The sequence below is a fragment of the Streptomyces echinoruber genome (assembly GCF_014651135.1).
Classification (GTDB): domain Bacteria; phylum Actinomycetota; class Actinomycetes; order Streptomycetales; family Streptomycetaceae; genus Streptomyces; species Streptomyces echinoruber.
Window position 1 is genome coordinate 96,783 of sequence record NZ_BMWH01000005.1, and the last position, 25,446, is coordinate 122,228.

Here is a 25,446-nt window from a genome sequence, read left to right on the forward strand (position 1 = left end):
CCGGCACTTCATCACCGAACAGAGGTGCAGCCGCAGCGGCAGACAGTCGTTGACAGCCCTGTCCGCTTCCCGTTTCCCGAGGAGAGCGGACACAGATCAGGGAGTATCTCGTATGTCCCCCAGAGCTGCTGGAGAGATCAGCCCGCTGGAGGCAGCCGTGCCTCGGGGGCAGGAGATGCCGCCGATCGGCCTTCCGTGCCTCGACATGGTGTTGCTCTGCGAGCCGTCCCGTGTCCGGGTCGCGCGGCAGGCGTGCACGGCGTGGGCCCGGCGGCATTGCCGGCTGCCGGAGCCGCAAGTCGGCGTTCTGGAGCTGGTGGTCTCCGAGTTGTGTACGAACGCGGTCCTGCACGGCCGGGGCGAGGAGTTCGCCGTACGCGGCCGGATGCCGACGCACCGCGCGGTGCGCCTGGAGGTCCACGACCACACGCCCTCGGCCATCCCCGTTCCCCAGGACGCCGACGCGGAGGCGGTGAGCGGGCGGGGCCTGTTCCTCGTCGACGCCCTGGTGTCGGAGCTCAAGGGTGAGTGGGGTTTCAGCCCTGACGGCTCGGTGGCCTGGTGCCAGGTGCCCACCGTCCTGCTCTGTTTCGACGCGACCGTTGAGAAAACCGATGCCTGACCCCGTCTTCCCCGCCCGCCCGGGCACACACCGCTGCGCCCGCCGGCACCGGCCGCCGACCGAGCGGCTGATGTACGGGCAGGTCTGTTCGGCGGTGACGGTGTCTCTCATGGCCGTGATCGTCGTGCCGGGCGCGATCGTCGTCGTGTGCCTCCGCCCACCGATCCCTGTCCACTCCGAGATGAAAGAGACGAGCCCCGCGTGCGTACGACCGAGCCGAGCCTGGTTCCCTACATCACCCAGCGGCAGGGCGAGGAGGCCGCCCCGGCCAACCTGGTACTGCGCCCGGTGCCGGGCGGCGGCTACCGCCTCCACTACCGGGACGAGGAGCCGGCGGACCGGGACGTGCGGGGCGTGCTGTGGGCGCGGTGCTCCTTCAACCCGGTGGACGAGTCCGGGATGCCGCTGGGCGCCCCGCAGTGGCGGATGATGCACCCGGCCCGGCAGCGGGCGAGGACGGCGTGCAGGTGGTGGCGAGCCCCGACGCGCCGCCGCCCTACGGGCACCCGAACCTCGCCACGTTCCTGGCCTCGCAACTGGTGGGCCGCCTGGGCTCGTTCCGCGTCATGGGCCTGGAGGAGCTGCTGCATCCCCTGCGGCACACGACGGCGGAACCCCGCACGTCCTGACCGGGCGCGCTCTCGACTTCCCTCTCCGCGGACGACGGGCCCGACGCCAAGAATGCTCCGCCTGCGCGGGACTTCCCCGTGTCCGGGACGCCTCCCGCCCGAAGCCGTACTCTCGGGAGTATGAGCGCCCCCCTTGGTGAACGGCTTCGGGAGATCCGAAAGCGCCGGGGCCTGAGCCAGCGCGAGTTGTCCGAGCAGTCGGGCGTCTCCCTCTCCTTGGTCCGCAAGCTGGAGCAGGGCGAGCGCAACGACACGCGCCTGGAGACGGCCCGTCAACTGGCCAAGGCACTGAAGGTACCCACCACCCGGCTCGTGGCCGAGCACGCGGAGGAAGCGGCGGACTCCGGCACGGCGGACCGCTGGGAGGCCGTGCACGCCGCCCTCGCGGCCTCCCCCGGGCCTTCTCCCGAGTCCGGTGGACTGGACGAGCCGCCCACCTACGGCGGCGTGCGAGAGGCACTCGAAGCCGTGGTGCCCCTGTTCTCCCACGACCGCTTCGACGAGCTCACCACGGCTCTCCCGCCCCTGCTGCGCGACGCCGAAGTGCTCGCCGAGACCGATCCGCGCGGCCGTCCGCTCCGCGCCCGCCTTCTGGAGCTCACCGGCTGGCTGATGACCCAGACCAGGCAGTTCGACGTCGCCGAGCTGGCCCTGGAACGGGCCCTGGACGACGCGACCGACCGCGTCCAAAGCGCTTCGACCGTCAGCGTGCAGTGCTGGCTCCTGCTGCGCCGCGGGAGGCTCGCCGAGGCCCGTGAACTGGCCGTCCGGTGGGCCGACGAGGTCGAGCCGCGCATGTCCCGCGCCACACCGGCCGAACTGAGCGCCTGGGGCTGGCTCCTGCTGCGCATGTCGGCCGCGGCCATCCGGGACAACCGGCCCGGCGAGGCCGAGGACGCCCTGCGCCTGGCGCACTCCGCCGCCGTGGCGCTGGGGCGCGAGTGCACGCCCGAGAAGGACTTCCTGCGCACCTTCGGGCCCGTCACGGTGGCCCTGAAACGCACGGAGAACGCGATGGTGGCCGGTGCGCCGGACAAGGTGCTCACCTTGGCTTCGCGCATCCCCACGGACAGCCTGAAGCCGACGTCGAACAACCGGAACCGGCACCTGCTCGACGTGGCGGACGCGCAGACGCAGCTACGGCGGTACGCGGAGGCCGTGGACACCTTCAAGAAGATCCGCGACGGTTCTCCGCAGTGGCTGCCCAACCAGCGGTACGCCCGTGACATCCTCGGCCGGATCGTGAGCAGGCGCCGCACCCTCACGCCCGACATGCGCGAACTCGCCGGCCTGGTGCGCCTGCCGGTGTGACACTCCGTGGCACTTCTGCCTGACGCTCAGTGAAAGTGCCATCGACGCGGGGTGATTGCCGCTCGTAGCTTCGTGGTCATGGACGGTCACGACGAACAGAGCCGGCCGGGTATCGGCGACCTGGCCAAGGACACCGTCAGAAACAAGGTCGGCGTCCTGATGGGCGAAGCCGGCGGGCGCCTCCTCATGCGGCCGCCGGGAGGCGGCAGGGAGTGGGAGGTCGACCCCGGCGACATCGGCCCCGTCACGGCCCTGGAGGAGATGCGAGCGCGCAACAGCGCCCGCAACAGGATGACGAGGCTGGGCCTATGAGCGATCCGCACATTGTCATCGCCCAGACGAACCCCCGCGTGCGTACGACCGAGCCGAGCCTGGTTCCCTACATCACCCAGCGGCAGGGCGAGGAGGCCGCCCCCGCCAACCTGGTACTGCGCCCGGTGAAGGGCGGCGGCTACCGCCTCCACTACCGGGACGAGGAGCCGGCGGACCGGGACGTGCGGGGCGTGCTGTGGGCGCGGTGCTCCTTCAATCCGCTGGACGAGTCCGGGATGCCGCTGGGCGCCCCGCAGTGGCGGATGATGCACCCGGCCCGGCAGCGGGCGACGATGCAGACCCTGCGCTGCCAGGTCTGCAACCACCCGGCGCGCACCCCCCTGGGCTACGTCTTCCTCGCCGGGCCCAAGGACGTGGACCCCGACGGGCCGCTGGTGCTGACCAACCAGCCGCCGGTGTGCCCCAGGCACGTACGCGCCGCCGCCCGACTCTGCCCGCACCTGCGCGATGACCCGAGGGTGTTCCTCACGCTCAGCGCACCCCTGTACGGGGTGCACGGGACTGTCTACGGCTACGGCGAGGACGGCGTGCAGGTGATGGCGCGCCCCGACGCGCCCCTGCCCTACGGGCACCCCAACCTGCCCACGATGCTCGCCTCGCAACTGGTGCGCCGCCTGGGCTCGTTCCGCGCCGTGGACCTGGAGGAACTGATGGACGAGCTGCGGCACACGACGGTATCCCGCGCCTCCTGACCGGGCGCGCTCATCGACTCCCCTCTCCGGCGGACGACGGGCTCGTCGGCTCCCCCCGTGGCCGACGGCCCGCCCGCCGGGGAGGGGGCAAGGCCCCGCCCCGCCCGCGCGACCACCCATCGGATACGGGGCGCGACCGGCCTTCCGGCCTCCTCCCGCCGGGCGCCGGTGTCGGGCGGTGGGCGCGGTCAGGCGGTCGGGCGGTCGTCGCGGGTGACGCGGCGCTCCTTGACCTGCCAGGTGCCGTCGACGCGGACCAGTACGTCCTCGCACACGCACGTCATGCGCAGCTCGGCGGAGCCGCCCCGGGGCGTGCTGAAGATCAGCGCGTAGCAGCGCACGTCCAGCACCTCGGCGCCCTCGCGCGGCATCACGGACACCATGCCGTGCCAGTGCCGGCGCTGCACGCCCGCGGCCGCCAGCTCCTCGTGGGTGCGCCGCACCCCCGCGGCCAGCGCCGCCCGGCCGGACACCGGCTCGGGCAGCGTCTCCGGGTGGAAGAAGCCGTCCTCGGTGAAGGTGGCGGCCCACTCCTCGGCCGCGCCGGCGTCCAGGAGGTGGAAGTGGTGGGCGTAGAACTGCTGCACCTCGGCGTAGAGCCGGGCGAAGAGGGACGGGGTGGGGGCAGGGGCGGGGGCAGGGGTGGGAGCAGGGGCGAGGGGAGGGGTGGGGGACGGTGCGGTCGCGGCGGTCGGGGGCGTCGGAGGTGTCGTAGTCGGGGGCGTCGTCGTGGTCATCGTGGGGGCTCCTTGTCGGTCGTCGGTTGCCGGTTGCCGTGGGTGGATGCGGGGCCGGGGCAGGGAAGGAGCCGGGGCCGGTCCGCGGACCGGCCCCGGCTCGTCGCGGGCGACGCGGGCGTCGCGGGTGGCGCGGGTGGCGCGGGCCGTCAGTCCTCGTCGTCGACGAGGGCGACCGCGCGGGTCCAGCCCGCTCCCGCACCGGCGATCTTGATGGGGAAGCAGGAGACCTTGAAGCCGTACGGCCGCGGCAGCCGGTCCAGGTTGGCCAGGCGCTCGATCTGGCAGTACTCGCGGTCGCGGCCCGCGAAGTGGGCCGGCCACAGCACGCTCTTGTCCTTGGTCTGGGCGTAGGTGCTCAGGATGTGACCGAAGGGGGCGTCGAGGCTGAAGGCGTCGGTGCCGATGACCTTCACCCCGAGGTCGAGCAGGAACGCGGTCGCCGAGGCGTCGAGGCCGACGAAGTCCGTGAAGTACTGCATCGTGCCGACGTTGCGCCAGGCGCCGCTGTTGATGAGCGCGATGTCGTACGGCTGCGGCCGGTAGCCGATGCGGTCCAGCTCCTTCTCGACCACCGACGCGTCCACGGTGCCCACGCCCGCGTCGGTGAGGTCCAGCACGAACGCTGGACGGAAGAACCAGTCCAGCGGCATCTCGTCGATGGTGCGGGGGCGGCCGTCGCCGTAGTTCGCCCGGGACCCGTAGTGGGAGGGGGCGTCGATGTGCGTGCCGGTGTGGCTGTTGAGGGTGAGGTTGTCGATGGACAGCAGCTCGCCGTCGGGCAGTTCGGCGGGGTCGAACTCCAGGTTGAAGTTCTCCCGCATCTCCTTGGCCATCTGCCGCGCCCCCTCGGCCGGGGTCACGATCTCGTGGGTGACGGGCTCCGGCTCCCACTGGGAGGCGTCGATCGGGGTCGACAGGTCGATGTACCGCATGGTCTCTCCGTGGCTCGGCGGCTTGACGGGTGGTCGGGCGTGGATGCGATGGGTGGTCGGGCGGAGGATTCGGTGGGTGGTCGGGTGGGTGGGTTCGATAGGTGGTCAGGTGGTGGACTCGATGGGTGGTCAGGCAGTGGATTCGACGGGTGGTCAGGTGGTGAAGAGGTCCTCGCGGACCTGGATGGCGGGGTTTCCGTAGGCGATCCGGCGGGTGATCCGCCGGCCCAGCGGGGTGCGGCTGACGGCCTTGGCGATGCGGGGGCGGACGGTCGCGGCGAGGCGGCCCTCGGCGAACATGCCCTTGCTCTGCATCACCTGCAGCCGCATCACGGCGTCGATGTCCGCCGCGCGTTCCCGCTCGTAGGCGGCGAGCAGGTCGGCCCCGACCGCGCCGGTGCTCCGGCGCAGCGCGTCGACCAGAACGGGATGCAGGACCACCGCGTCCTGGACGGCGAGGTTGATGCCCTGCGCGCCCAGCGGGCTGTGGGTGTGGGCGGCGTCGCCGATCAGCACCAGCCCGTCGCGCACCCAGCGCTCGGCCCGGGCGGCGAAGACGTCCAGCAGCGTCAGGTCCGTCAGCGCCCCCACCGACGCGCGGATCCGGTCCGCGTACTCGGGCAGTGAGCGGGCCACCTGCTCCCGCACGTGCTCGATGCCGCGGGCCGCCGTCTCCCGGTAGCTGTGGTGCGGCAGGGTCCAGCCGATCTGGACGCTGCCCGGGTGGGAGTCGTACGCGATGACCGGGCCGCCCGCCCCGCGGTGGATGCGGACGACGCCGGTGGGATCGGCCGACAGCTTGAACCACAGCACGTCCATGTCGAACACGTCGTGGCGGCGGTGGGCGATGCCGGCCAGGGTGCGGGTCTTGGAGTACCGGCCGTCGGCGCCCACCACGACCCGGGCCGTCACCGTGCGGGCGCCGTCGCGGCCCTTGGTGGTCACGCCGCGCACGGCGCCGCCGTCCTCCAGCAGCCGCGCCACGCCGTGCCCCGGCAGATGGCGGAACTCCTCGAACCGCTCGCACCGGGACAGCAGCGCCTGGAGCAGGTGGCGCTGGGGGAGGCTGAGCAGGTGGTCGTACGGGGCGGGCAGGCGCCGGTAGTCGAAATCCATCAGCACCCGGCGGGAGTCGGTCAGCCGGAACCGGGTCAGCTCGCAGGCCCCCCGGTCGCGGGCGTCCCGCAGCACCCCGAGCCGGTCCAGCAGGGCGAGCCCGCCGGGCTGGAGGATCTCCCCGCGGTACTCGCGGTCGAGGCCGCGGGCCTTCTCCACCACGGTCACCCGCACCCCTGATCTGAGCAGCAGCAGCGCAAGGGTGAGCCCGGCGGGACCGCCGCCGACGACGCACACGTCGGTCCTGATGTCGGTCACGGTGCTCTTCCCCTCCTTGGTGGTCGGGCTGGTCGGACCCGTTGGGTTGATCGGACTGGTTGGCCTGGTCGGCCCGGCCCGTACGGTCGGTCCGGTCCGTACGGTCGGCCCGGTCCGCACGGTCGGCCCGGTCCGCACGGTCGGCCCGGTCCGCGCGGTCGGCCCGGTCCGTACGGGCAGGTCGGTCATGGTCAGGCCCGCAGCCGGGAACCGCCGTCCACGGTGATCACCTGGCCGTGGATCCAGGCCGCCTCGTCCGTGCACAGCAGCGCCACCGCGTCGGCCAGGTCCTCGGGCCGGGTCAGCCGGCCGGCCGGGGTGCGCGCGGCGAGAGCGCGGGCGGCCTCGGGGTTGACGGCGGCCGGGCCGCCCTTGTCGAGCTTGGCCGTGCTCACCGCGTTCACCGCGATGCCCCGCGGCGCCAGTTCGGCGGCCAGGTAGCGGACCAGGCTCTCCAGCGCGGCCTTGGCCAGGCCCAGGCCGACGTAGCGGGGTACGACCGCCCGCGCGCCCAGGCTGGAGACGGCGACGACGCGGCCGGGACCGCCGGCCATCGCCTCGGCCAGCCGCGCCGCGGCATGCAGCAGCGGGTCGACGGCCGCCGCGACGTCCCGGTGGACGTCCGGGACCGAGGCGGCCAGCGTCGGCATCGGGTGGAAGGACGCCGCGTTGTGGATGAGGATGTCGAGACGGCCGTGGCGCCCGGTGATCCGGTCGAGCAGGCCGGGCAGCGTCTCGGGGCGGGTGATGTCCCCCTTCACCGCGACGGCGGTGCCCTTCAGCCCGCGCAGCGCGGCGACCGCCTCCTCGGCGTCCGCGTCGCTGTCGGCGTAGTTGAGGTACACGTCGCAGCCCGAGGCGCACAGCTTGCGGGCGATCGCCCGGCCCAGGCCCCGGGTGCCCCCGGTGACCAGCGCGACGCGCCCGTCCAGCCCCAGTGTGGCGGCCTCCGCCGCCCGCGGCGCGGATGCCGTGGTCACAGTTCCTCCTGAGCAGCAGTGTGAGCAGCAGTGGTGGTGTGGGTGGCGGGGACCAGCGGGGCGGGTTCGGCACCGCGCGCCCGGGCCAGGGCCGCGAGCGCGGCGGGGTCGGCCGGCGACGTTCCGCGGGCGGCCAGGTAGCCGTCCGGCCTGATCAGCAGCCACGCGCCGGGTGCCGCGCCCAGATCCGCGCGCAGCACCTGCCCGGGGTCGGCGAGCGGCACCGGGGTGCCGTGCGGCACCTGCCCCGGTCCGGTGAGCGGCACGGGGGTGCTCGGCCCGTCCGGCGCGGTGGAGGCGGCGGAGGCGGTGGGCGCGGCGGGCGCGGTGGCGGTGGTGGGCGTCACGGACGCGGTGGCGGCGGTGGGCGTGACGGACGCGGTGGCGGTGACCGTGCGCACGGACAGCCACTGCCGGTACCGGTCGGCCGCCTGACGCACCGCCGGGCCGTCGCCGAAGGAGAGCAAGGTCCAGCGCGGGTCGCGCAGTTCGTCGGCGAGTGCCGTCCAGCCGGCGCTCGCCGCCCGTTCCGGCAGCACCTGGCCGATCCGCTCCCCGGGCCGCGGCCCGGGGCCGGGCGCGTGCCGGGCGGAGGTCAACGGGCTGTCGGCGTACCGGATGTCGAGTCCCGACACCCGGCCGAGCGCGGTGCGCTGCATCTTCCTGCGCAGCGGCGGCAGCAGCCGGGCGGCGGTGAAGACGACCGGCAGTGCCACCGAGGCCAACGCGTTCTTCAGGGCGACCAGTTGGGTGGCGCGCTTGGTGGAGCTGAGCAGCGTGCGGCCGATCGGCACCCGCTCGGCGGCGTAGGTGTCGAGCAGTTCCTCGCGGGCGTGGCCGCGCACCACCAGCGCCAGCTTCCAGGCGAGGTTGTAGGCCTCCTGGATCCCGGTGTTCATGCCCTGGCCGGAGGCGGGGCTGTGCACGTGGGCGGCGTCCCCGGCGACGAAGACCCGGCCCACCCGCATCTCCGGCACCATGCGCTGCTGCGCGGTGAACACCGACACCCAGCGTGGGGTGTCCACGCGGACCTCGTGGCCGAGTCCGGCGGTGAGCTTGCGCGAGAAGCGCTCGGCGACCGCGGCGTCGTCGCCGCCGTAGCGCACGTCGACCGTGTCGAGCATGCGCCAGCGGCGCCGGCCGGGCATCGGCGCCATCATCAGGGTGCCGCCGTCGACCCTGATCAAGTAGATGCTGTTGGGCGGCAGTTGCGTGTCCACCACCGCGTCGGCGAGCAGCCAGGTCTCGTTGGACTCGCCGACGAGCGGCAGGCCCAGCACCTTGCGGACGGTGCTGTGTCCGCCGTCGGTGCCGACCAGCCAGGGGACGCGGACGGCCTCGGTGCCGCCGTCCGCGGCGCGGAGGAGGGCGGTGACCCCCTCCCGGTCCTGGCCGAAGTTCTCCAGGCGCACGCCCCACTCCACGTGGACGCCGAGGGCGGCGAGCGCGTCGCGCAGCACCTCCTCGGTGGCGACCTGCTCGATGGTCACGGTGAACGGGAACCGGGTGGGGCTGGCGCCGTAGTCGGCGTCGAGCCGGGCGAGCCGGCGCCCGTTCTGGAAGAGGGTGAACGCGGTGATGCGCCGGGCCCGGGCGAGCACGGCGTCCAGCAGCCCGATCTGGTCGTAGGTCTCCAGCGTCCGCGGATGCGTGGCGATCGCGCGGCTGGTCACGGCCGGGCCGGCGGCCGCGTCCACGAGACGCACCCGGACACCTCGCCGGGTGAGTTCGTAGGCCGCGGTCAGCCCGACCGGCCCGGCGCCGACGACGAGCACCTCGACGGGTTCTCGCACTGTCCTCAAGCCTCCTTCCGGCTGCCCCGGGCCGCGCGGCGCGGGCGCCGGGGCCGGGGCGGGCGGGGATCCGGGTACGGGGATTTCCGGCTATGGGAGTTCCGGATAGGGGAGTTCCGGATACAGGAGCTCCGGATACGGGAGTTCCGGATACGAGGTCAGGCCGCGGGGGCGGCGGAGCTCTCGTGGACCGGCTCGTACAGGTCGGGGCTCGGCTTCTCGATCACGCCGGCCAGCTCCTGGACCCGGCTGCGGAAGCCCTCGCTCTGCACGGCGCGGACGTGGTCCTCGGGCCGCTCCCACTCGGCGATCTCCACGAAGACGCCGGGACGGCGCAGGGAGCGCAGCATGCGGTGGCTGATGTAGCCGGGCTGCTGCCGCATGTACTCGGTGATGCCGGCGGTGATGCGCTCGAAGTCCTCGACGTCGCCGATGACCTTGAGTTCGTTGATGAGCGTGGCCATGTCCTGTTCTCCTGTTCGTGGGGCGTTGCGGGTTGGTGGTACGGGTGGCGCTGCCTCGTACGGGCGGTGCGGGGCGGGGTGGTACGGAGCGATGCGGGGCGACGCGGGGCCGGTCAGGTGCCGGGAGCCGTCGTGCGCAGCAGGCGGCGCTGGATCTTGCCGCCGGGGCCGCGCGGCAGGGCGGGCACCGCGTCGATGCGGCGGATCCGCTGGAAGGGCGCCAGGTCGGCGTTGACCTCCTCGGCGACGCGGGCCGCCACGGCGTCGGCGTCCTCGTTCTCCGGGCCCTGCACACCCTGCACACCCTGCGCACCCTGCGGGTCCTGCGGGTCCTGTGGTGTGCGCAGGACGACCAGGGCGTGGGCGACGGCGCCGCTGAAGGCGTCCGGGTGACCGAAGACGACACAGTCGGCGACCGCCGGGTGCCGGGCGAGGACGGCCTCCACCTCGGTGGGGGCGACGATCTCGTTGTCGCACTTGAAGACGTCGCCCAGCCGGTCCGCGACGAAGAGGTAGCCGTCCTCGTCGAGGTGGCCGACGTCCCCGGTGGAGAACCAGCCCTCCGCGTCGAAGTCCCGCCGCCCGTCCGGGCCGAGGTAACCGGGCATCAGCTGCGGGCCGCGGATCTGGATCTCGCCGCGCTCGCCGGCGCCGAGGACCCGGCGCGTGACCAGGTCCACGACGCGGCACTCGGTCCCGGCGACCGGCGGGCCGCACGAACCGGGCTTGGGACGGGCGGGCAGGTCGAGGGTGACCGTGGGCGAAGCCTCGGCGAGCCCGTAGCCCTGCACCACCGGGATCCCGAACTGCGCGGACAGCACCCGGGCCGGCCCGGCGGGCAGCGCGGAGCCGCCGCAGAAGATGCCGCGGACCGTCCGGGGCCGCAACCCGGGCAGTCTCGGGTCGGCCGCGAGCCGGGCGAGCCGCACGGGGATGCTGAACCAGTGCGTGGCCCCGTGGCGGTCGGCGGCGGCCACGGCGGCCGCCGCGTCGCCGTCGGGGCACAGCACTTGCGTGGCCCCGGCCCACAGGGCCGCGTTCAGGTGCATGAGGTGGAACAGCGGCAGTTGGTTGAGCGTGACCGAGGTGGCGTCCAGGCCCTGGGCCTGGGCGGTCTGGGCGGCGTTCACCGTGAGGTTGCGGTGGGTGAGCGGCACCGCCTTGGGGGCGCCCGTGGTGCCGCTCGTGAAGTGCACGCAGGCGGTGGCGTCGGGATCCGCCGGCTCGGCTGGGCCCCCCAGAGTGTCCGGGCCGCCCGGGCCATCCAGCCCGTCCAGACCGTCCGGGCCGCCCGGGCCATCCAGCCCGTCCAGACCGTCCGGGCCGTCCGGGTCATCCAGCCCGCCCAGACCGTCCGGGCCGTCCGGGTCATCCAGCCCGTCCAGACCGTCCGGGCCGTCCGGGTCATCCAGACCGCCCGGCTCGTCCGGGCCGTCGTGGGCGGGGGCGCCGGCGAGCAGCGTCTCCAGCGCGACGGTCCCCGCCGGCGCGTCCGCCGGCGGGCGGTCGAGCACGACGACGGCGGCGAGGTCGGGCAGTTCGTCCCGGAAGGGCGCGAGCCGGTCCCACATCTCCCCGGTGAGGAAGGCGAGCCGGGTGCGGGACGCGGCGAGGATGTGCCGCAGCGCCTCGCCCCGCACCAGCGGGTTCAGGGTGACCACCGTGTTCCGGCTGCGGGCGATGCCGTAGTACAGGCTCGCGAAGACGGGGTCGAGCACGGTGGCCGCGCCGACGGCGGCGCCGGTGCCCACGGCCCGCCGGACGGCGGCGGCGCAGCGGTCGGCCGCCGCGTCGAGCTCCGCGAACGTCAGGGACCGCGCGCCGTGGCGCAGGGCGGTCCGCGTCGGCCAGCGCTCGGCCGCCCGGCGCGGCAGGTCCCCGAGCGTCACCTCCGGCGGTTCGAGCGGCTCCCGCCAGCGGCCGGCGCCGGTCGCCTCACGCACGGGCCGTCTCCCGTGCGCGGTGCTCGGCCCGCTCCCGGGCCTGCCGTTCGGCCCGCTCCCGGGCCCGGCGCTCGGCCCGCTCCTCGGCGTACTCCTTGGCGAAGCGCAGGTTGCTCACGCTGTTGGCGCTGAGCACCTTGCGCAGGTACGCGCGGGCGTCCTGCACGGTCGCGCCCGGGAACAGCAGATCGAGCGCGTCCGGGTTGATGGTCGCGGTGTGCCGGGCGGAGGCGATGACGCCCTCGGGCGTCTCGGTGAACAGCCAGTGGCCGGTGTGGGCGGTCAGCAGCGGGGCGAGGCTGATCTGCTTGTACACGATCTTGTGGTGGGGCATGCAGATCCGCACCGACCGGGTGGTGTGGGCCCGGCCGTCGGACGTGCGGGTGTCCATGTCGAAGAACTGGATGCCGTGTTCGTCCTCGGTCATGTCGATCCGGGTGACGTGCGGGAAGCGGTCGGGCCACTCCCGCGCGCGGTACAGCAGCGCGTAGGAGTCCTCCGCGCTGCCGCCGATGAACAACGGGTCCTCGAAGGAGAGGGTGAGCTCCGCCAGCTCCTCGCGGTGCTCGGCGGCGTAGGCCAGCTCGCCGAGCTGGACCGCGGCGTGCTCCTCGATGCCGGCCGCCACCTCGGCGGCGGCCGACGCGGGGACGCCGTCGGCCAGGACGAAAGTGTGACGGATCGTCAGCTCACTGGTGTCGCCGTCCACTTCGCGCACCCGCCACTCGCCGCCCGAGGAGGCGGTGGGCCCGGCAGGCGGGTCGTTGCGGAAGGCGACGGTGCGCGCCTCGTGGTCCAGGGTGCGGTACGACGTCCAGGAGACGGCCCGGTCGTGACCGCGCACGGCCCACACCCGGACCTCGTCCGACGCGGCGCCGCGCGCCGTGCGCTCGACGTGGGCCACCGAGCGGATGAGCTGCGGCCAGCGCTCCACGTCGACGACCAGTTGGTGAACGGCGTCGGCGGGCGCCCGGACCGTGACGCTCCGCTCGACGGCATGGGATTCCGGCTTCGACACGGCAGTCCTCTCGATCAGGGGTCGATCAGGGGTCATCGGGGTCGATCAGTGGGCCTCGGGGGTGGTCAAGGAGTCCTCAGGGGCGGTCAAGGAGTCCTCAGGGGCGATCAGGGAGTCCTCGAGGGCGGTCGGGTCCCGCCTCACCACCGACAGCACCCTCGGCCGCCGTCCTCCAAGGCCGCTGGAGCACCGGTGGACCGGGGCGGAAGGACGGGGGCGGCGGGGCCGCCGCTGCCGAGTTGCCGGGCCGGTGCGGCTCGGGTGCCGGGGACGCCGGGACGCCGGAGGCGGCGGGGACGCACGGTCCACCGCGGCTCTAGGTCCGGTCGCCATCCTGACCGCCGGTCACGTCGTGGCCGGTTTCCGGCGCGGACCGGTTTCCGGCGCGGGCCGGTTTCCGGCGCGGGTCGGGGACCGTCGGGTGTCTCGGAGGAAGGACGACATGGACATCAGGAAGCTGGGCGCGACCGGCCCCGAGGTCTCCGCCGTCGGGCTGGGCTGCCTCGGCCTGACCGGCGGCTACGGCCCCGTCGACGAGGACGCCGCCGTCGCGCTCGTACGCGAGGCGCTCCAGCTCGGCGTCACGCTCCTCGACACCGCCGACTTCTACGGCGGCGGCAGCGTGGAGACGCTGCTCGGCCGCGCGCTGGCCGGCGTCCGCGACCGGGCCGTGATCGCCACCCGAGGGGGCGCCGTGTTCTCGGGGCCCGGGCGCCCGACCGCCTTCGACGGGTCACCGGCGTACCTGCGGCGCGCCTGCGAGGCCTCCCTGAGACGGCTGGGCACGGACCGCATCGACCTGTACTACCTGGCCCGGGTCGACCCCGCGGTGCCGGTGGAGGAGAGCGTGGGCGCCCTCGCCGAACTGGTCGCCGAGGGGAAGATCGGCCACATCGGCCTGTCCGAGGTCTCCGCCGACGTCCTGCGCCGCGCGCACGCCGTCCACCCCGTGGCGGCCGTCGCCACCGAGTACTCCCTGTGGTCCCGTGACGTGGAGGACACCGTGCTGCCGGCCGCCCGCGAACTGGGCGTCGGCCTCGTCGCGTGCAGCCCGCTGGGCCGGGGCTTCCTCACCGGCACTGTGGACGCGGCCTCGCTCGGCGCGCGCGACTACCGCCGCAACCACCCCCGGTTCAGCCCGGAGAACCTGGCCCGCAACACCGCCCTGCTCCGCGACGCGGCCCGGATCGCCGCCGAGAGCGGCATCCCGCCGGCCCGCCTCGCCCTGGCCTGGGTGCTCGGCCGCGGCGACGACGTCGTCGCCATTCCCGGCACCGTGCGCCGCTCCCACCTGCTCGAGAACATCGCGGCCGCCGCCGAGCGGCTCGACCCGGCGCACGCCGAGCGGCTCGCGGCCTGCTTCCCGGCCGACGCGGTCGCCGGCTCCCGCCTGCCCCGCCCGCCCGCGCCCGCCCGGTCGTAGGCCGGGCCTCCCCCGCCCCGAAGCAGACCGCGGAGCAGGCCACAGAACGGGCCGCAGAGCAGCCCGCAGAACATCCCGCAGAACATCCCGCAGAGCAGCTCACAGAGCAGCTCACAGAAACAGCCCACAGACCAGGTCACGGAAACAGCCCGCGGAAGCAGACCCCAGAAACAGATCGCACCCGAAAGGCCCCCTCCATGAAGTACGAGGCGGTGTACGTCGCAGGCAACGGCACCTGGCTGCCGCAGCCCCTCCGGGTCGGCGACGCCGCGGCGCAGGGACTGTGCCGCGAACGGGACGTGGCCCGCACCGACTTCGTCGCCGCCACCGTCTCCACCGACGAGCCCGCCCCCGAGATGGCCGCCCGCGCCGCCCGGCAGGCGCTCGAGCGCTCCGGGCTGCCGGCCGCCGCCGTGCACCTCCTGCTCTACGCCAACGTCTACTACCAGGGCCACGACATGTGGGCCCCGGCCTCCTACGTGCAGCGCGCCGCGCTCGGCAACCGGTGCCCGGCGATCGAGGTCCGCCAGATGTCCAACGGCGGCATGGCGGCCCTCGAACTCGCCGCCACCCACCTCGCCGCGGCCACCGGCCCCTCGGCGGTGCTCACCGTCGCCGCGGACCGCTTCTGCCTGCCGGGCATCGACCGCTGGTTCAGCGACCCGGGCAGCGTGTTCGGGGACGGCGGCGCCGCCCTGGTGCTGTCCAACGAGGACGGATACGCCCGCCTGCACAGCCTGGTCACCGTCTCCGATCCGGCCCTGGAGGCCATGCACCGCGGCGACGACCCCTTCGGCCCGGCGCCGTTCACCGTGCGCCGCCCGCTGGACCTGAAGGCGTGCCAAAGGAGCTTCCTGTCCTCGGCGGGCATGAGCGAGATCGTCGCCCGCAGCGCGAGCGGGCAGCGCGAGGCCCTGGAACGGGCGCTCGACGACGCCGGCGTCGCACTCGACGACGTCGACTGGTTCGTCCTCCCCCACTTCGGGCGCCGCCGGCTGACCGCCAACTACACCGCCCCGTACGGCATCGACCTGGAGCGCACCACCTGGTCGTGGTTCCGCGGCGTGGGCCACCTCGGCGCGGGCGACCAGTTCGCGAGTCTCGGCCGGCTCGTGGACACCGGCGCCGCCGGCCCCGGCGACCGCTGCCTGCTGCTGGGCGTGGGCGCCGGCTTCACCTGGTCGGGCGCCGTGGTGGAGATCCTGCGACGCCCCGCGTGGGCCGCCGACCGGGCCCGCGACGCCCGGCCGCGCCCCTCGACCCCCCACCGCGTGCCGTGAGGGCGGCACCGACGAAAGGAACACCGATCCCCATGCCAACCGTCCACGAAAGCCCGCCGGCGACGGCCGCGCGCCCCGCGACGGTCCCCGCGATCAGCTTGACGGGGGTGTCGAAGAGCTACGGCGACGTCCGCGCCGTGACCGGGCTCTCCTTCACCGTCGAGCCGGGCCGGACCATCGGCCTGCTCGGCCCCAACGGCGCCGGCAAGTCGACCACCCTGGACATGCTGCTCGGCCTGGTGCGCCCCGACGCCGGCGAGGTCCGGCTGTTCGGGCAGCGGCCCGCCGACGCCATCCGCTCCGGGCGGGTCGGCGCGATGCTCCAGACCGGCGGCATGATGCCGGAGGTCAGGGTCCGTGACGTGATCCGCCTGGCGCACCGGCTGGCCCGGCACCCGCTGCCGGTCGGCGAGATCATGCGGCAGGCCGACATCGAGGACATCGCCCGCCACCGGGTGGACAAGCTGTCGGGCGGCCAGCGGCAGCGCCTGCGGTTCGCCCTCGCCATCGTCGAGGACCCCGAGCTGATCGTGCTGGACGAGCCCACCGCCGGCATGGACGTGGCCGCCCGCAACCGGTTCTGGCAGACCATGCGGGCCCAGACCCGGGCCGGGCGCACGCTGCTGTTCGCCACGCACTACATGGAGGAGGCGGACAGCGCCGCCGACCGCGTCCTGGTGATGCACGAGGGCCGACTGCTCGCCGACTCCACACCGGCCGAGCTGAAGGCGCGGGCCGGGCTGCGCCGGATCGCCTTCACCGCGTCCGGCGCCGAGCGCACGGCGCTGCGCTCCCTGCCGGGCGTGACGGACGCGCACGTGCACGGCGAGTCCGTCGTCCTGCGCAGCACCGACTCCGACGCCACCGTCCGGGCCCTGGTGCTGCACGGGCCGCCCTTCCACCACCTGGAGATCACCGGACTGGGGCTGGAACAGGCGTACCTGAGCCTGACCGGGGAGCAGAGCGAGCCGCGGAACGAGCCGCAGAGCGAGCCGCGGGACGAGTCACGGAACGAGCCGCGGGACAAGTCAAGGAACGAGCCGCGGGACGAGTCACGGGAGAAGGAGCCGGCGCGTTGACCGTCATGCTGGAACTGGAGATCAAACGCGCCCTGCGCGACTGGCGTTTCGTCCTGTTCACCGTCGGAATGCCGATCATCATCTACCTGTCGTCCGCCCGGGGGCAGGGCCACACCCTCGGCGGCACCTCGGCGGCCAAGTACCTGCTGGTGTCCATGGCGGTGTTCAGCGCGATCGGCGCGGCCCTGAACACCGGCGGTCCGCGCATCGCCGCGGAGCGCGAGGTGGGCTGGACCCGCCAGTTGCGGCTCACCTCGATGTCCAGCGGCCTGTACATCACGGTGAAGGTCCTCACGGCGGCGGTAATCAGCCTCGCCGCCATCCTGACGATCTTCCTGTTCGGCGCGGTGTTCAACCACGTCCGCATGCCCGCCGCGCTGTGGCTCGCCTCGGGCTGCGCCGTCTGGCTGGGCAGCCTCGTCTTCTGCGCGCTGAGCGTCATGCTGGGCTACCTGTTCTCCACCACCTCGATCACCATCGGGCTGATGGTGGTGAACATGGGCTTCTCCATGCTGGGCGGCCTGTTCTGGCCGGTGGAGATCTTCCCGTCGTGGCTGCGGGCGGTGGCCGAGCTGACCCCGACCTACCACCTGGCCGAGCTCGGGCACAGCACCCAACTGGGGCACTGGCCGCACCTGTCGGACCTGGCGGTGCTCGGCGGCTGCCTGGCCCTGTTCGGCGCGCTCGCCGCGTGGCTGTACCGGCGCGACGAGATCCGGGTCTGACCGTCCCGTCCCCGCACACGTCGAGGGCCCGCCAAACAGCGTCCTGTTGGCGGGCCCTCGGCGTGCCGTCAGCGGGCGGCCAGCTCCTCCAGGTCCGCCACCAGCCGCAGCGGGGACGGCAGCGCCAGCATCTCCCGGCGCAGCTCCTCGGCGGCCGTACGGTGGGCGGGCCGCTCCAGCAGCTCCGTGAGGGCCTGCCGCGTCCGCGGCACATCGGCCCGGTGGGCGGGTACGGTCAGACCGGCGCCGGAGGCGGCCAGGCGCCGGCCGTTGAGGAACTGGTCCATCGCGCAGGGCAGCGCCAGTTGCGGCACGCCCGCGGCCAGCGCCGTCATCAGCACGCCGGCCCCGCCGTGGTGCACGACCGCGGCACAGCCGGGCAGCACCTGGTGCAGCGGGCGGTTCTCCAGGACCCGTACGTTCGGCGGCAGCGGGCCGAGCGCGGCGGCGTCCGCGGCGTTGGCGGTGACCACCACCTCCACGTCCAGCCCGGCGGCGGCCTCCACCACCGTCGGCAGGACACCGGCCTGCGGCCCCACCATCCGGGCGACCGAGTTCCCCCACACGACACAGACCCGCGGCCGCGCCGAGCCGGCCGGCTCCCCGGGCGCGGCGGCACCGGGACCGCCGCGGTCGGGGCCGTTGTGACCGGGGCCGCCGTCACCGGAGCCGTCGTGACCGAGACCGCCGTAACTGGAGCCGTTGTGACCGAGGTTGCCGTCACCGGAGCCGTTGTGACCGGGGCCGCCGTAAGCGGGGCCGTTGTAGGGGACGTACCGCATCGGCAGCCGCCGCGCCGACGTGCGCGGGCGCAGCGCCCTCGGGCAGGGGTCGACGACGTGCTCCACCAGGTCCGGGCCGAGTTCGCCGACCCCGTACCGGGCGAACGACCCGGTGGGGTCCTCCGGGCGCAGCCGCAGCCCCGGCTCGTCCTCGTGGGTGCCCGCCGGCCCCCACAGGTGCAGCACCGCCGGCACCCCCAGGACCCGCGCGGCCAGCAGGCCCTCCATGCTCAGCAGTTCGTGCACCACCAGGTCGGGCCGCCAGCGGCGGGCCAGGTCGACGGCCGCGTCGTGGCTCACCCGGGTGGGGCCCGCCAGCCGTGCGCCGCTCTCGCGGGCGAAGTCGGCGAAGGAGAACTCCGACAGCGACCGCAGGGGCGCGCCGGTCACCGGGTGCGGCGGCAGCCCGGCGTACGGCCAGCGGCCCGCCTGCGCGTTCCACACGTTCTGCAGGCGGGCCAGGAAGACCATGTCCAGCTCGCCGAGCACCGGCACGGGGGTCAGCCCCGCCCGCGCGAGGTCCTCGCCCTGCGAGGGGGCGCACGCCACCCGCACCTCGTGCCCCGACGCCTGGAGCGCCCAGCCGAGCGGCACCAGGGGATACCAGTGGCCCTTCCAGGCCGAGACGGTGAACAGCACACGCATGGACGCCCTCCTGCGCACAACCGGATGCATACGGCGGACCCGCACGACCGGACACGCACGGCCGTGTGCACACGACCGGACGCACACGGCCGTACGCACACGACCGGATCGACGGGCCAGCGTCGCGCGCCGGCCTCGAGGAGGGGTGGAGACCCGGCCGGTCCGCCGCTCCGGTTCGAGCCGTAGTGCAGCGGTGCTGAAGCGGGCCCGGAGACGCTGGCGGCCGGACACTGCCGGCGGCCGTCCCCCGAAGGGCGGCCCGTGGAAGGAGTGAGCGTGACCGAGACCGAGGCCGACCGCGCACCCGGGCCCCTGACACCGCAGAAGCTGTTCGAGATGATGGCCGGTTTCAAGGCGACCGCCGTCCTGCGCGCCGCCGTCGAGCTGGGTGTCTTCGACGCGCTGGCGAAGGGACCGGCGGACGCGGCGGAGGTGGCGGCCCGGCTGGGCGCCGATCCGCGCGGCACCCGGCTGCTGCTGGGCGCCCTGGCCGCGCTGCGCCTGCTCCAGGAACGCGGCGGCCACTACGAACTGGCGCCCGGCGCCGACGAGTTGCTGGTCAGCAGCAGCCCGCGGTACTGCGGCGGCATCACCGCGGTGGCCTCCAGCCAGGGCGAGTGGGAGGCGCTGGGGCAGCTGGCGCGGACCGTGCGCGAGGGGACCCCCGTGCCGGGCGTCGACGCGCTCGCGCCCGACTTCCCCTACTGGGCGGACTTCGCCACCCACACCACGTTCGGCACGCTGCGCGCGGCCGAGCTGCTGGCGGACGTGCTCGACCCCTGGGCCCGCCCGCGTACGGCGCTGCACGTGCTGGACGTCGGCTGCGGCCACGGCCTGGCCGGTTACGTCCTCGCCCGGCGCCTGCCGCAGGCCCGCGTCCACTCGCAGGACTGGCCGACCGTGCTGGAGGTGGCCGCCCGGCACGCCGAACGGCTGGGCGTGCGCGACCGGGTGGAGATGCTGCCGGGCGACGCCTTCGACGTCCCGCTCACCCGGACCTACGACCTGATCGTGCTCGGCAACGTGCTGTTCCACTTCCCGCCCGAGCGGGCCGCCGCGCTGGTACGCCGGCTGGCCGGGGCGCTCACCCCGGACGGCCGGCTCGTCGTGGTGGGCTTCACCACCGGCGACCAGCCTCCGGCGGACGAGCCGCACGCCCACCTGCTGGGGCTGCTGATGCTCTCCTGGACACGGGGCGGCGAGATGCACTCGACGGCCGCGCACCGCGCGATGCTGGCCGCGGCGGGACTGACGGACACCGAGCTGCACACCCGCCCGGGCCTGCCGCTGCGCGTCCTGGTCGCCGCCCGCCCCGGCTCCGCCGGCTGAGCGGCCGTGCGGCGCTGCGTGCCCGCGACGGCTCGCGGTAGCCTCCGGCGGGACGCTCGAGCCGGACTCGAGCGCGGTGTGGGAGGCAAGGGACGAGCCGCCCGGACGACCCTCGGCGGGTGGCAACGACCGTGGTGCAGACAGGAGTTGTGCATGGCGACCGGCGCACGGCCCGACGAGCGGATCCCGTCCCCGGCCCCCGGGCCCGGCGCCCGCCGGTGGCGCGTGCCGCCGGCGACGGCGTCCGTGCTGCTGGTCACCGGGGCGGTGACCGCGGCCCAGTTCCCCTTCCCCGAGGTACTTCAGGCGCTGCGCCGCGACCCCGACGCGCTGGCGGCGGGCGAGTGGTGGCGGTCCCTGTCCCCGCTGCTCGTGCAGTCCCCCGGCTGGCAGGCCCTGGTGACCGTGCCCGCCGTCGCGGCCCTCGGCGTCCCCGTCGAGCGGATCCTCGGCGCGCGGGGCATGCTGGCGCTGTACCTGGTGCCCGCGGCCGTCGGCGAACTCGCCGGCTACCTGTGGCAGCCGCACGGCGCCGGCAACTCCATCGCCGTGCTGGGGCTGGCCGGCGGCCTGGTGTCCTGGCTCTTCCTGGAGGCCCAGGACCGGGGCTGGCCCCGGCCGCTGCTCAACCGGGTGCGGATCTGGGGGGCGGCGGTGCTGGCCGGGGCGGTCGTGGACACGGCCCTCCGCGACATCCACGGCCTGCCCACCCTGACCGGTGCCGCGCTCGGCGCGGGGCTGCTGCTGCGCCGTCGCCGTCGTAGAAAGGCCGCCTGACGGCGCGGAAAGGTCTGACGGCCGACGGGCCGACGGGCCAGCGGGTCGGCGGGTCGGCAACGACAGAGCGACAACCGACAGAGTGAGGGCGTCCCCGGAAGTCCGGGGACGCCCTCACTCGTCGGGTACGGCGGTCCGTCACACCCCCGCACCCGCACCCACGGACACGCCCGCGCCCGCGTCCACGTCCGCGCCACACCGCTCCCGCACCGCGTTCAGCCGGTCCAGGCCGTCGAGCACCGTGTCCGTGTCGCCCACGAAGTCCACCAGGCAGGCGATCTCGTCCGCGCCCGCGGCCCGCACCCGGGCGGCGACCCCGGCGCACCGCTCGACCGAGCCGATGAGCGAGGTGCCGTCGAGGTAGCGGTTGACGCCGAGTTCGGCGAGCCGTTCGCGTGCCTCCTGCCGGGTCATGAAGTCACGGCCTTGCCGGCCGCCGCTCATGGAGCCGCCCGCCCCGACCGCCCGGGCCTCCAGGTCGATCGCGGTGAGCAGGTACCGCTTCAGCCACGGCACCGCCACGGCCCGCGCCGCGTCGTCGGTGTCGGCGACGTAGGTGTGCATCATGACGGTGACGCGGCCCGCGTCGAAGCCCGCCTCGGCGCGGGCGCGGCGGTAGGCGGCGATCTTGCCGGTGAGCGCGTCGAGGTCCTGGTTCTCCAGGTGGGTCAGGACGTTGGTACCCAGCCGGCCCGCCTCCCGGAAGGTCTCCTCGCTGCGGGACGCCGTGATCCACAGGGGGAGTTCGCGCTGGACGGGGCGCGGGAAGAGGTCCAGCTCGACCTCGTCGCCGCCCGGGCCGCGCCCCGTCCAGCGGCCCGAGGACCAGGCGCGGCGGATGGCGGCGATGTCCGCGACGACGCGCTCGCGGCGGGTGGCGTAGGCGTCGGGGGCGAGCACGAAGTCGTTGACGTTCCAGCCGGAGCCGACGCAGATCGCGGCCCGCCCGCCGGAGATGCCGTCCACGACCGCGAAGTCCTCCACGACGCGCGCCGGATGGTGCAGCGGCGTGACCACGCTGCCGGCCCGTAGCTGCACGCGCCGGGTCACCGCGGCCAGCGCCGCCGAGGTCACGGCCGGGTTGGGGAAGGCGCCGCCGAAGCGGTGGAAGTGGCGTTCGGGCGTGGAGACGAAGTCGAAGCCGAGCGCGTCGGCGCGTGCGGCGCTCGCCAGCAGCAGCCGGTAGGCCTCGGTGGCGCCGTCGCCGACGGCCGCGAAGAAGAACAGCCCGAAGCCGAGCCCGCCGCGGGGCGGGGCCGGGGCCGGTCCGGGTGCGGCCGGGTGCGCGGGGGCGGGGGAGGACACGTCCGTCATCGGGCTGCTCCTTGCGGGAGGGGGGAGGTGCGGGTGGGGGCGGTGTCCCGCGCGGCGGCGACCAGTCGCTCCACCGTCGGGACGATCTGCTGCGGCGTCGGGCGGGAGAGCATCGCCCGGCGGATGCCGTCGGCGGCCCGGCGGTAGGACGGGTCGTGCAGGAGCCGGCGCACGACGGCGCGCAGCGTCTCCGGGTCGGCCTGGTCGCCGGTGAGGTGCACGCTCGCGCCGGTCCGGGAGAGGTGGGCGGAGTAGAAGCTCTGGTCCGGCATCTGAGTGATCGTCAGTTGCGGCAGGCCGTACAGCGCGGCGGTCAGCATCGATCCCACGCCGCCGTGGTGGATCACCAGGTCGCAGGAGGGCAGCAGCATGTGCAGGGCGCCGTCCTCGACGACCCGGACGCCCTCGGGCACCCGGTCCAGCAGCGGCCGCTGGGCGGGCACGACGGCGGTCACCAGGTCGACGTCCGGTGCGGCGAGGGCGTCCAGGACGCGCGGGGCGAAGAAGGACCGCCCGCCGGCCACCTCCGTCATGGTGATGCCGAGGGTGACGCACACCCGCGGCCGGGCGTCGCGGCGCAGGAACCAGCCGGGCACGTGCTGGGAGTTGCTGTAGGGCACGTACCGCACCGGCACGCGCCGGGTGGTGCCGTCGACCTGGAGGTCGTCGGGGCAGGCGTCGATGTTCCACCACTCCGGGAGGGTGTCCAGGTCGATCCCGAAGCGCGCGAACAGCTCCGCGAACTGCGGCGGCAGGTTGTGCCGGCCGATGCCGCGGCCCACGATGTCGGGCCCCCACAGGTAGCGCAGCGAGACGGCGCCGCAGGCCGCGGCCGCCAGCGGACCGGCGAGCGTCGTCGGCTCCCACACCACGGCGTCCGGCCGCCACGCGCGGGCGAAGTCCACCAGGTCGTCGGCCATGCCGTCGGCGACCGTGCAGAACAGCGCCTTGGGGTCCCCGGGCCGGGTGGCGACGTCGGCCGGGCGGGTGGCGGCGTCGGCCGGGCGGGCAGCGGCCCGGTCACCGTGGGAGGCGGCAGCGTCGACCGGGCGGACGGCGGCCCGGTCACGGTGGGAGGCAGCGGCGTCGGCCGGGCGGGTGGCGGTCTGGTCGCGGTAGCGGGCGGCGAAGTCGGTCTCGCCGCCCACCGGGACCACCGGCAGCCCGGAGCGGGCCACGGTCTCGACGAGTTCCGGCTGGGCCGCCACGCACACCTCGTGGCCCGCGGCCCGCAGCGCCCAGGCGAAGGGCGCCATGACGAAGTAGTGCGACGGCAGGACCGCCGTGACGAACAGCACACGCACCTGGAAGCTCCTCAGGCCGAGAGGGACGGGTCGGGCAGGGGCACGTACTTGTCGAGCACGCGCCGGTGGTAGTGCGCGTCGAAGCGCGTGTACGCGGGCCCCACCAGCCGGCGCAGCCGCGCGATGCTGACCCGGTGGTTGCCGCGGTGCCCGTCGACGTAGCGGCGCACCGCGGTGGTGCCCAGGCGCCGCTCGATCCGCTCGACGACGGTCTCGATCGGCACGGGCACGCCGGAGGCGATGTTGACGACGTCCCGGGAGGCGCCCAGGGCGAGCAGGCGGCCGACGAGGGCGACGACGTCGTCGATGTCGATCAGGTCCCGGGCGGCGCCCCGGTGGATGGCCACCTCGCCGTTCCGCACCTGCCTGATCAGCGAGGGCAGGAGCTGGTGCGCGGGCTGGCCGGGGCCCACGACGTGGCCCATGCGCAGGATGAGGTGGTCCGCGCCGGACGCGCGGATCTCCTCCTCCAGGCCGCGCTTGTGCCGGCCGTAGGGGGTGCACGGCACGACGGGCTCGTCCTCCCGGCCGCGGCAGCCTTCGGCGCCGTACATGCCGGTGGAGGCGGTGGAGAAGAACACGAGCCGGCTGCCCTCGGCGCGGCAGGCGCGCAGTTCGCGGCGCACCAGGTCCGCCTCCCGGGCGAACTCGGCCTCGGAGGTGCCGGCCGCCCAGGAGACCCCGGCGGCCAGCAGGACGACGCCGTCGTAGGCGTCCCGCAGCGGTGACAGGTGCCGGGCGAGGAAGCCGTGGCCCACGATGCGCATCCGTCCACGCTCCTCAGACGCCCGCGCCGGCCGGCGCGGCGGCGAGCCGCTCCAGCAGGGGGACCACCTCGACGGGCGACGGCTGCCGGGCGATCTCCTCGGCCAGCGCGCGGGCCCGGTCGCGGAACGCGGCCCGCTCCAGCACGGTGTGCGCGGCGTCGCGCACGGTCTCCTCCGACGCGTCGGAGGGCAGGGCGAGTCCGGCTCCGCCCGCCGCGACCAGGCCGGCGTTCTCGAACTGGTCGGCGGTCTGCGGCAGGCACACCTGCGGAACGCCGTGCGCCAGCGCGGCGCACACCGAGCCGGCCCCGCCGTGGCTCACCAGCAGGTCGCAGCCGGTCAGGGCCCGGTCCAGCGGGAAGCGGCCCGCCGCCACCACGCCCCGCGGCAGCCGCTCCCAGCCGGCGGCGACCTCGTCGTCGACGGCGATCACGACCTCGGTGTCCGGCCCGGCCAGCGCGGTCGCGAGCGCGAGCAGCCGGCCGCGGAAGTCGAGCCGGCCGTGCCGGGGCAGCATGCTCCCCAGCGTCAGGCAGATCCGCGGCCCGCCGCGGGGCAGCCCCAGCCAGGCGGGCCGGACGTCCGCGCCGTTGTGGGGGACGTAGCGCACGACCGGGCCGCGGGCCGGGCCGCCGCCGCGCAGCGAGGGCGGGCGGACGTCGAGGACGAGCGCCGGTCCGGGCAGCGCGTCCCGGCCCAGGCGCGCCATTTCCGGGGCCAGTTCCTCGGTGGCGGGGCCCCGGGAGTCGGCGAAGTCGGACAGGCCGACGCCGGCCTCCACCCACGGGACGCCGTGGGCCGCGGCCGCGAGCCGGCCCGCGTACTCGAGGGGTTCGCTCAGCACCAGGTCCGGGCGCCAGTCCCCGACGATCCGCAGGGTTCCCTCCAGCGTGCGGGCGGCGAGCCGGCCCCAGGCGCGGGCGCTGCCGCGCCGGCGCTCGGCCGGGTCCCGCGGCGGGTGCAGCGGCCGGCCGTCGCGGTCGCGCAGCATGAAGTCCTCGAAGCCGACGTGGGGCGCGGACGCGACGGCGGGCAGCCCGGCCCCGGCGACCGTGCCGGTGAAACCCTCCGGGCAGGCGACCAGCACCTGGTGGCCCGCGGCGCGCAGCGCCCAGGCCAGTGGCACCGTCGGGAAGAAGTGCCCGTGCAGGGGCGCGGTGGTCAACAGGACCCGCATGTCGACTCCTCGG

24 protein-coding genes are annotated in these 25,446 nt (G+C 74.9%); 11 read left to right on the forward strand and 13 right to left on the reverse strand.

Translation table 11 applies throughout. From position 1 onward, the window contains the following. The first annotated feature begins 112 nt into the window (after nt 1–112). The 5 genes from IE225_RS09405 (at nt 113) to IE225_RS09425 (ending at nt 3,587) form a co-directional block, all read left to right on the forward strand. Entirely contained in the window at nt 113–622 is a 510-nt protein-coding gene (locus IE225_RS09405; RefSeq protein WP_190056934.1) for an ATP-binding protein, read from the forward strand. Nucleotides 623–1,041: 419 nt separating this feature from the next. Next, nucleotides 1,042–1,251, forward strand: coding sequence for a hypothetical protein (locus tag IE225_RS32990; RefSeq protein ID WP_229879356.1), 210 nt, complete (start codon nt 1,042–1,044; stop codon nt 1,249–1,251). A gap of 120 nt (nt 1,252–1,371) precedes the next feature. Further along, entirely contained in the window at nt 1,372–2,562 is a 1,191-nt protein-coding gene (locus tag IE225_RS09415; protein ID WP_190056935.1) for a helix-turn-helix domain-containing protein, read from the forward strand. 78 nt (nt 2,563–2,640) lie between these two features. Further along, nucleotides 2,641–2,874 (forward strand): hypothetical protein, encoded by a 234-nt coding sequence (locus IE225_RS09420; protein WP_190056936.1) that lies wholly within the window; start codon nt 2,641–2,643, stop codon nt 2,872–2,874. Further along, nucleotides 2,871–3,587: a hypothetical protein gene (locus IE225_RS09425; RefSeq protein ID WP_190056937.1), complete on the forward strand. Its 717-nt coding sequence runs from the start codon at nt 2,871–2,873 to the stop codon at nt 3,585–3,587. Before IE225_RS09420 ends, IE225_RS09425 begins: the two co-directional genes overlap by 4 nt. A gap of 188 nt (nt 3,588–3,775) precedes the next feature. Here IE225_RS09425 and IE225_RS09430 read toward each other — a convergent pair whose 3' ends face one another. The 8 genes from IE225_RS09430 to IE225_RS09470 all read right to left on the reverse strand — a co-directional run bounded on the left by IE225_RS09430 (nt 3,776) and on the right by IE225_RS09470 (nt 12,831). Then, nucleotides 3,776–4,324 (reverse strand): nuclear transport factor 2 family protein, encoded by a 549-nt coding sequence (locus IE225_RS09430; protein WP_190056938.1) that lies wholly within the window; start codon nt 4,322–4,324, stop codon nt 3,776–3,778. A gap of 149 nt (nt 4,325–4,473) precedes the next feature. Continuing rightward, a complete protein-coding gene (locus tag IE225_RS09435) occupies nt 4,474–5,259 on the reverse strand; it encodes a cyclase family protein (protein ID WP_190056939.1) in 786 nt (261 codons plus the stop codon). Between the two features lie 153 nt (nt 5,260–5,412). Continuing rightward, entirely contained in the window at nt 5,413–6,633 is a 1,221-nt protein-coding gene (locus IE225_RS09440) for an FAD-dependent monooxygenase (protein WP_190056940.1), read from the reverse strand. Nucleotides 6,634–6,824: 191 nt separating this feature from the next. Further along, nucleotides 6,825–7,613: an SDR family oxidoreductase gene (locus tag IE225_RS09450; protein ID WP_190056941.1), complete on the reverse strand. Its 789-nt coding sequence runs from the start codon at nt 7,611–7,613 to the stop codon at nt 6,825–6,827. Beyond that, complete coding sequence (locus IE225_RS09455; RefSeq protein WP_190056942.1) at nt 7,610–9,406, reverse strand: FAD-dependent oxidoreductase; 1,797 nt, start codon at nt 9,404–9,406, stop codon at nt 7,610–7,612. The genes IE225_RS09450 and IE225_RS09455 overlap by 4 nt, the downstream gene beginning before the upstream one ends. Before the next feature lie 158 nt (nt 9,407–9,564). Further along, on the reverse strand, nt 9,565–9,870 hold the full coding sequence (locus IE225_RS09460) for an antibiotic biosynthesis monooxygenase family protein (RefSeq protein WP_190056943.1): 306 nt from the start codon (nt 9,868–9,870) through the stop codon (nt 9,565–9,567). Nucleotides 9,871–9,983: 113 nt separating this feature from the next. Further along, nucleotides 9,984–11,813, reverse strand: a complete 1,830-nt coding sequence (locus IE225_RS09465) for a class I adenylate-forming enzyme family protein (RefSeq protein WP_190056944.1) — start codon at nt 11,811–11,813, stop codon at nt 9,984–9,986. Beyond that, a complete protein-coding gene (locus tag IE225_RS09470; protein WP_190056945.1) occupies nt 11,806–12,831 on the reverse strand; it encodes an aromatase/cyclase in 1,026 nt (341 codons plus the stop codon). The genes IE225_RS09465 and IE225_RS09470 overlap by 8 nt, the downstream gene beginning before the upstream one ends. Before the next feature lie 442 nt (nt 12,832–13,273). Here IE225_RS09470 and IE225_RS09475 point away from each other — a divergent pair, with 442 nt between their 5' ends. The 4 genes from IE225_RS09475 (at nt 13,274) to IE225_RS09490 (ending at nt 17,338) form a co-directional block, all read left to right on the forward strand. Further along, nucleotides 13,274–14,254, forward strand: coding sequence for an aldo/keto reductase (locus IE225_RS09475; protein WP_190056946.1), 981 nt, complete (start codon nt 13,274–13,276; stop codon nt 14,252–14,254). Between the two features lie 197 nt (nt 14,255–14,451). Further along, complete coding sequence (locus tag IE225_RS09480) at nt 14,452–15,534, forward strand: ketoacyl-ACP synthase III family protein (protein WP_190056947.1); 1,083 nt, start codon at nt 14,452–14,454, stop codon at nt 15,532–15,534. A 32-nt stretch (nt 15,535–15,566) separates the two neighbouring features. Beyond that, the gene (locus IE225_RS09485; protein WP_190056948.1) at nt 15,567–16,613 is read left to right on the forward strand and encodes an ABC transporter ATP-binding protein; all 1,047 of its coding nucleotides are present in this window, start codon (nt 15,567–15,569) and stop codon (nt 16,611–16,613) included. A 5-nt stretch (nt 16,614–16,618) separates the two neighbouring features. Next, complete coding sequence (locus tag IE225_RS09490; protein WP_229879395.1) at nt 16,619–17,338, forward strand: ABC transporter permease; 720 nt, start codon at nt 16,619–16,621, stop codon at nt 17,336–17,338. A gap of 68 nt (nt 17,339–17,406) precedes the next feature. Here IE225_RS09490 and IE225_RS09495 read toward each other — a convergent pair whose 3' ends face one another. Further along, entirely contained in the window at nt 17,407–18,765 is a 1,359-nt protein-coding gene (locus IE225_RS09495) for a nucleotide disphospho-sugar-binding domain-containing protein (protein WP_190056950.1), read from the reverse strand. Between the two features lie 276 nt (nt 18,766–19,041). Between IE225_RS09495 and IE225_RS09500 the strand changes: the two genes are divergently transcribed. Together IE225_RS09500 and IE225_RS09505 are read left to right on the forward strand one after the other, a co-directional pair. Continuing rightward, entirely contained in the window at nt 19,042–20,094 is a 1,053-nt protein-coding gene (locus tag IE225_RS09500) for a class I SAM-dependent methyltransferase (RefSeq protein WP_229879357.1), read from the forward strand. Between the two features lie 153 nt (nt 20,095–20,247). Further along, nucleotides 20,248–20,871 (forward strand): rhomboid family intramembrane serine protease, encoded by a 624-nt coding sequence (locus IE225_RS09505; RefSeq protein WP_190056951.1) that lies wholly within the window; start codon nt 20,248–20,250, stop codon nt 20,869–20,871. 138 nt (nt 20,872–21,009) lie between these two features. Here IE225_RS09505 and IE225_RS09510 read toward each other — a convergent pair whose 3' ends face one another. Genes IE225_RS09510 through IE225_RS09525 form a run of 4 tightly spaced genes read right to left on the reverse strand, consistent with a single transcriptional unit; the run spans nt 21,010 to nt 25,433 of the window. Next, nucleotides 21,010–22,185 carry a MupA/Atu3671 family FMN-dependent luciferase-like monooxygenase gene (locus IE225_RS09510; protein ID WP_190056952.1) on the reverse strand — a complete coding sequence of 392 codons (1,176 nt, stop codon included), beginning with the start codon at nt 22,183–22,185 and terminating at the stop codon, nt 21,010–21,012. Next, a complete protein-coding gene (locus tag IE225_RS09515) occupies nt 22,182–23,489 on the reverse strand; it encodes a nucleotide disphospho-sugar-binding domain-containing protein (RefSeq protein WP_190056953.1) in 1,308 nt (435 codons plus the stop codon). The genes IE225_RS09510 and IE225_RS09515 overlap by 4 nt, the downstream gene beginning before the upstream one ends. Nucleotides 23,490–23,500: 11 nt before the next feature. Then, entirely contained in the window at nt 23,501–24,256 is a 756-nt protein-coding gene (locus IE225_RS09520; protein ID WP_190056954.1) for an NAD-dependent epimerase/dehydratase family protein, read from the reverse strand. 13 nt (nt 24,257–24,269) lie between these two features. Next, on the reverse strand, nt 24,270–25,433 hold the full coding sequence (locus IE225_RS09525) for a nucleotide disphospho-sugar-binding domain-containing protein (RefSeq protein WP_190056955.1): 1,164 nt from the start codon (nt 25,431–25,433) through the stop codon (nt 24,270–24,272). Between the last annotated feature and the right edge of the window lie 13 nt (nt 25,434–25,446).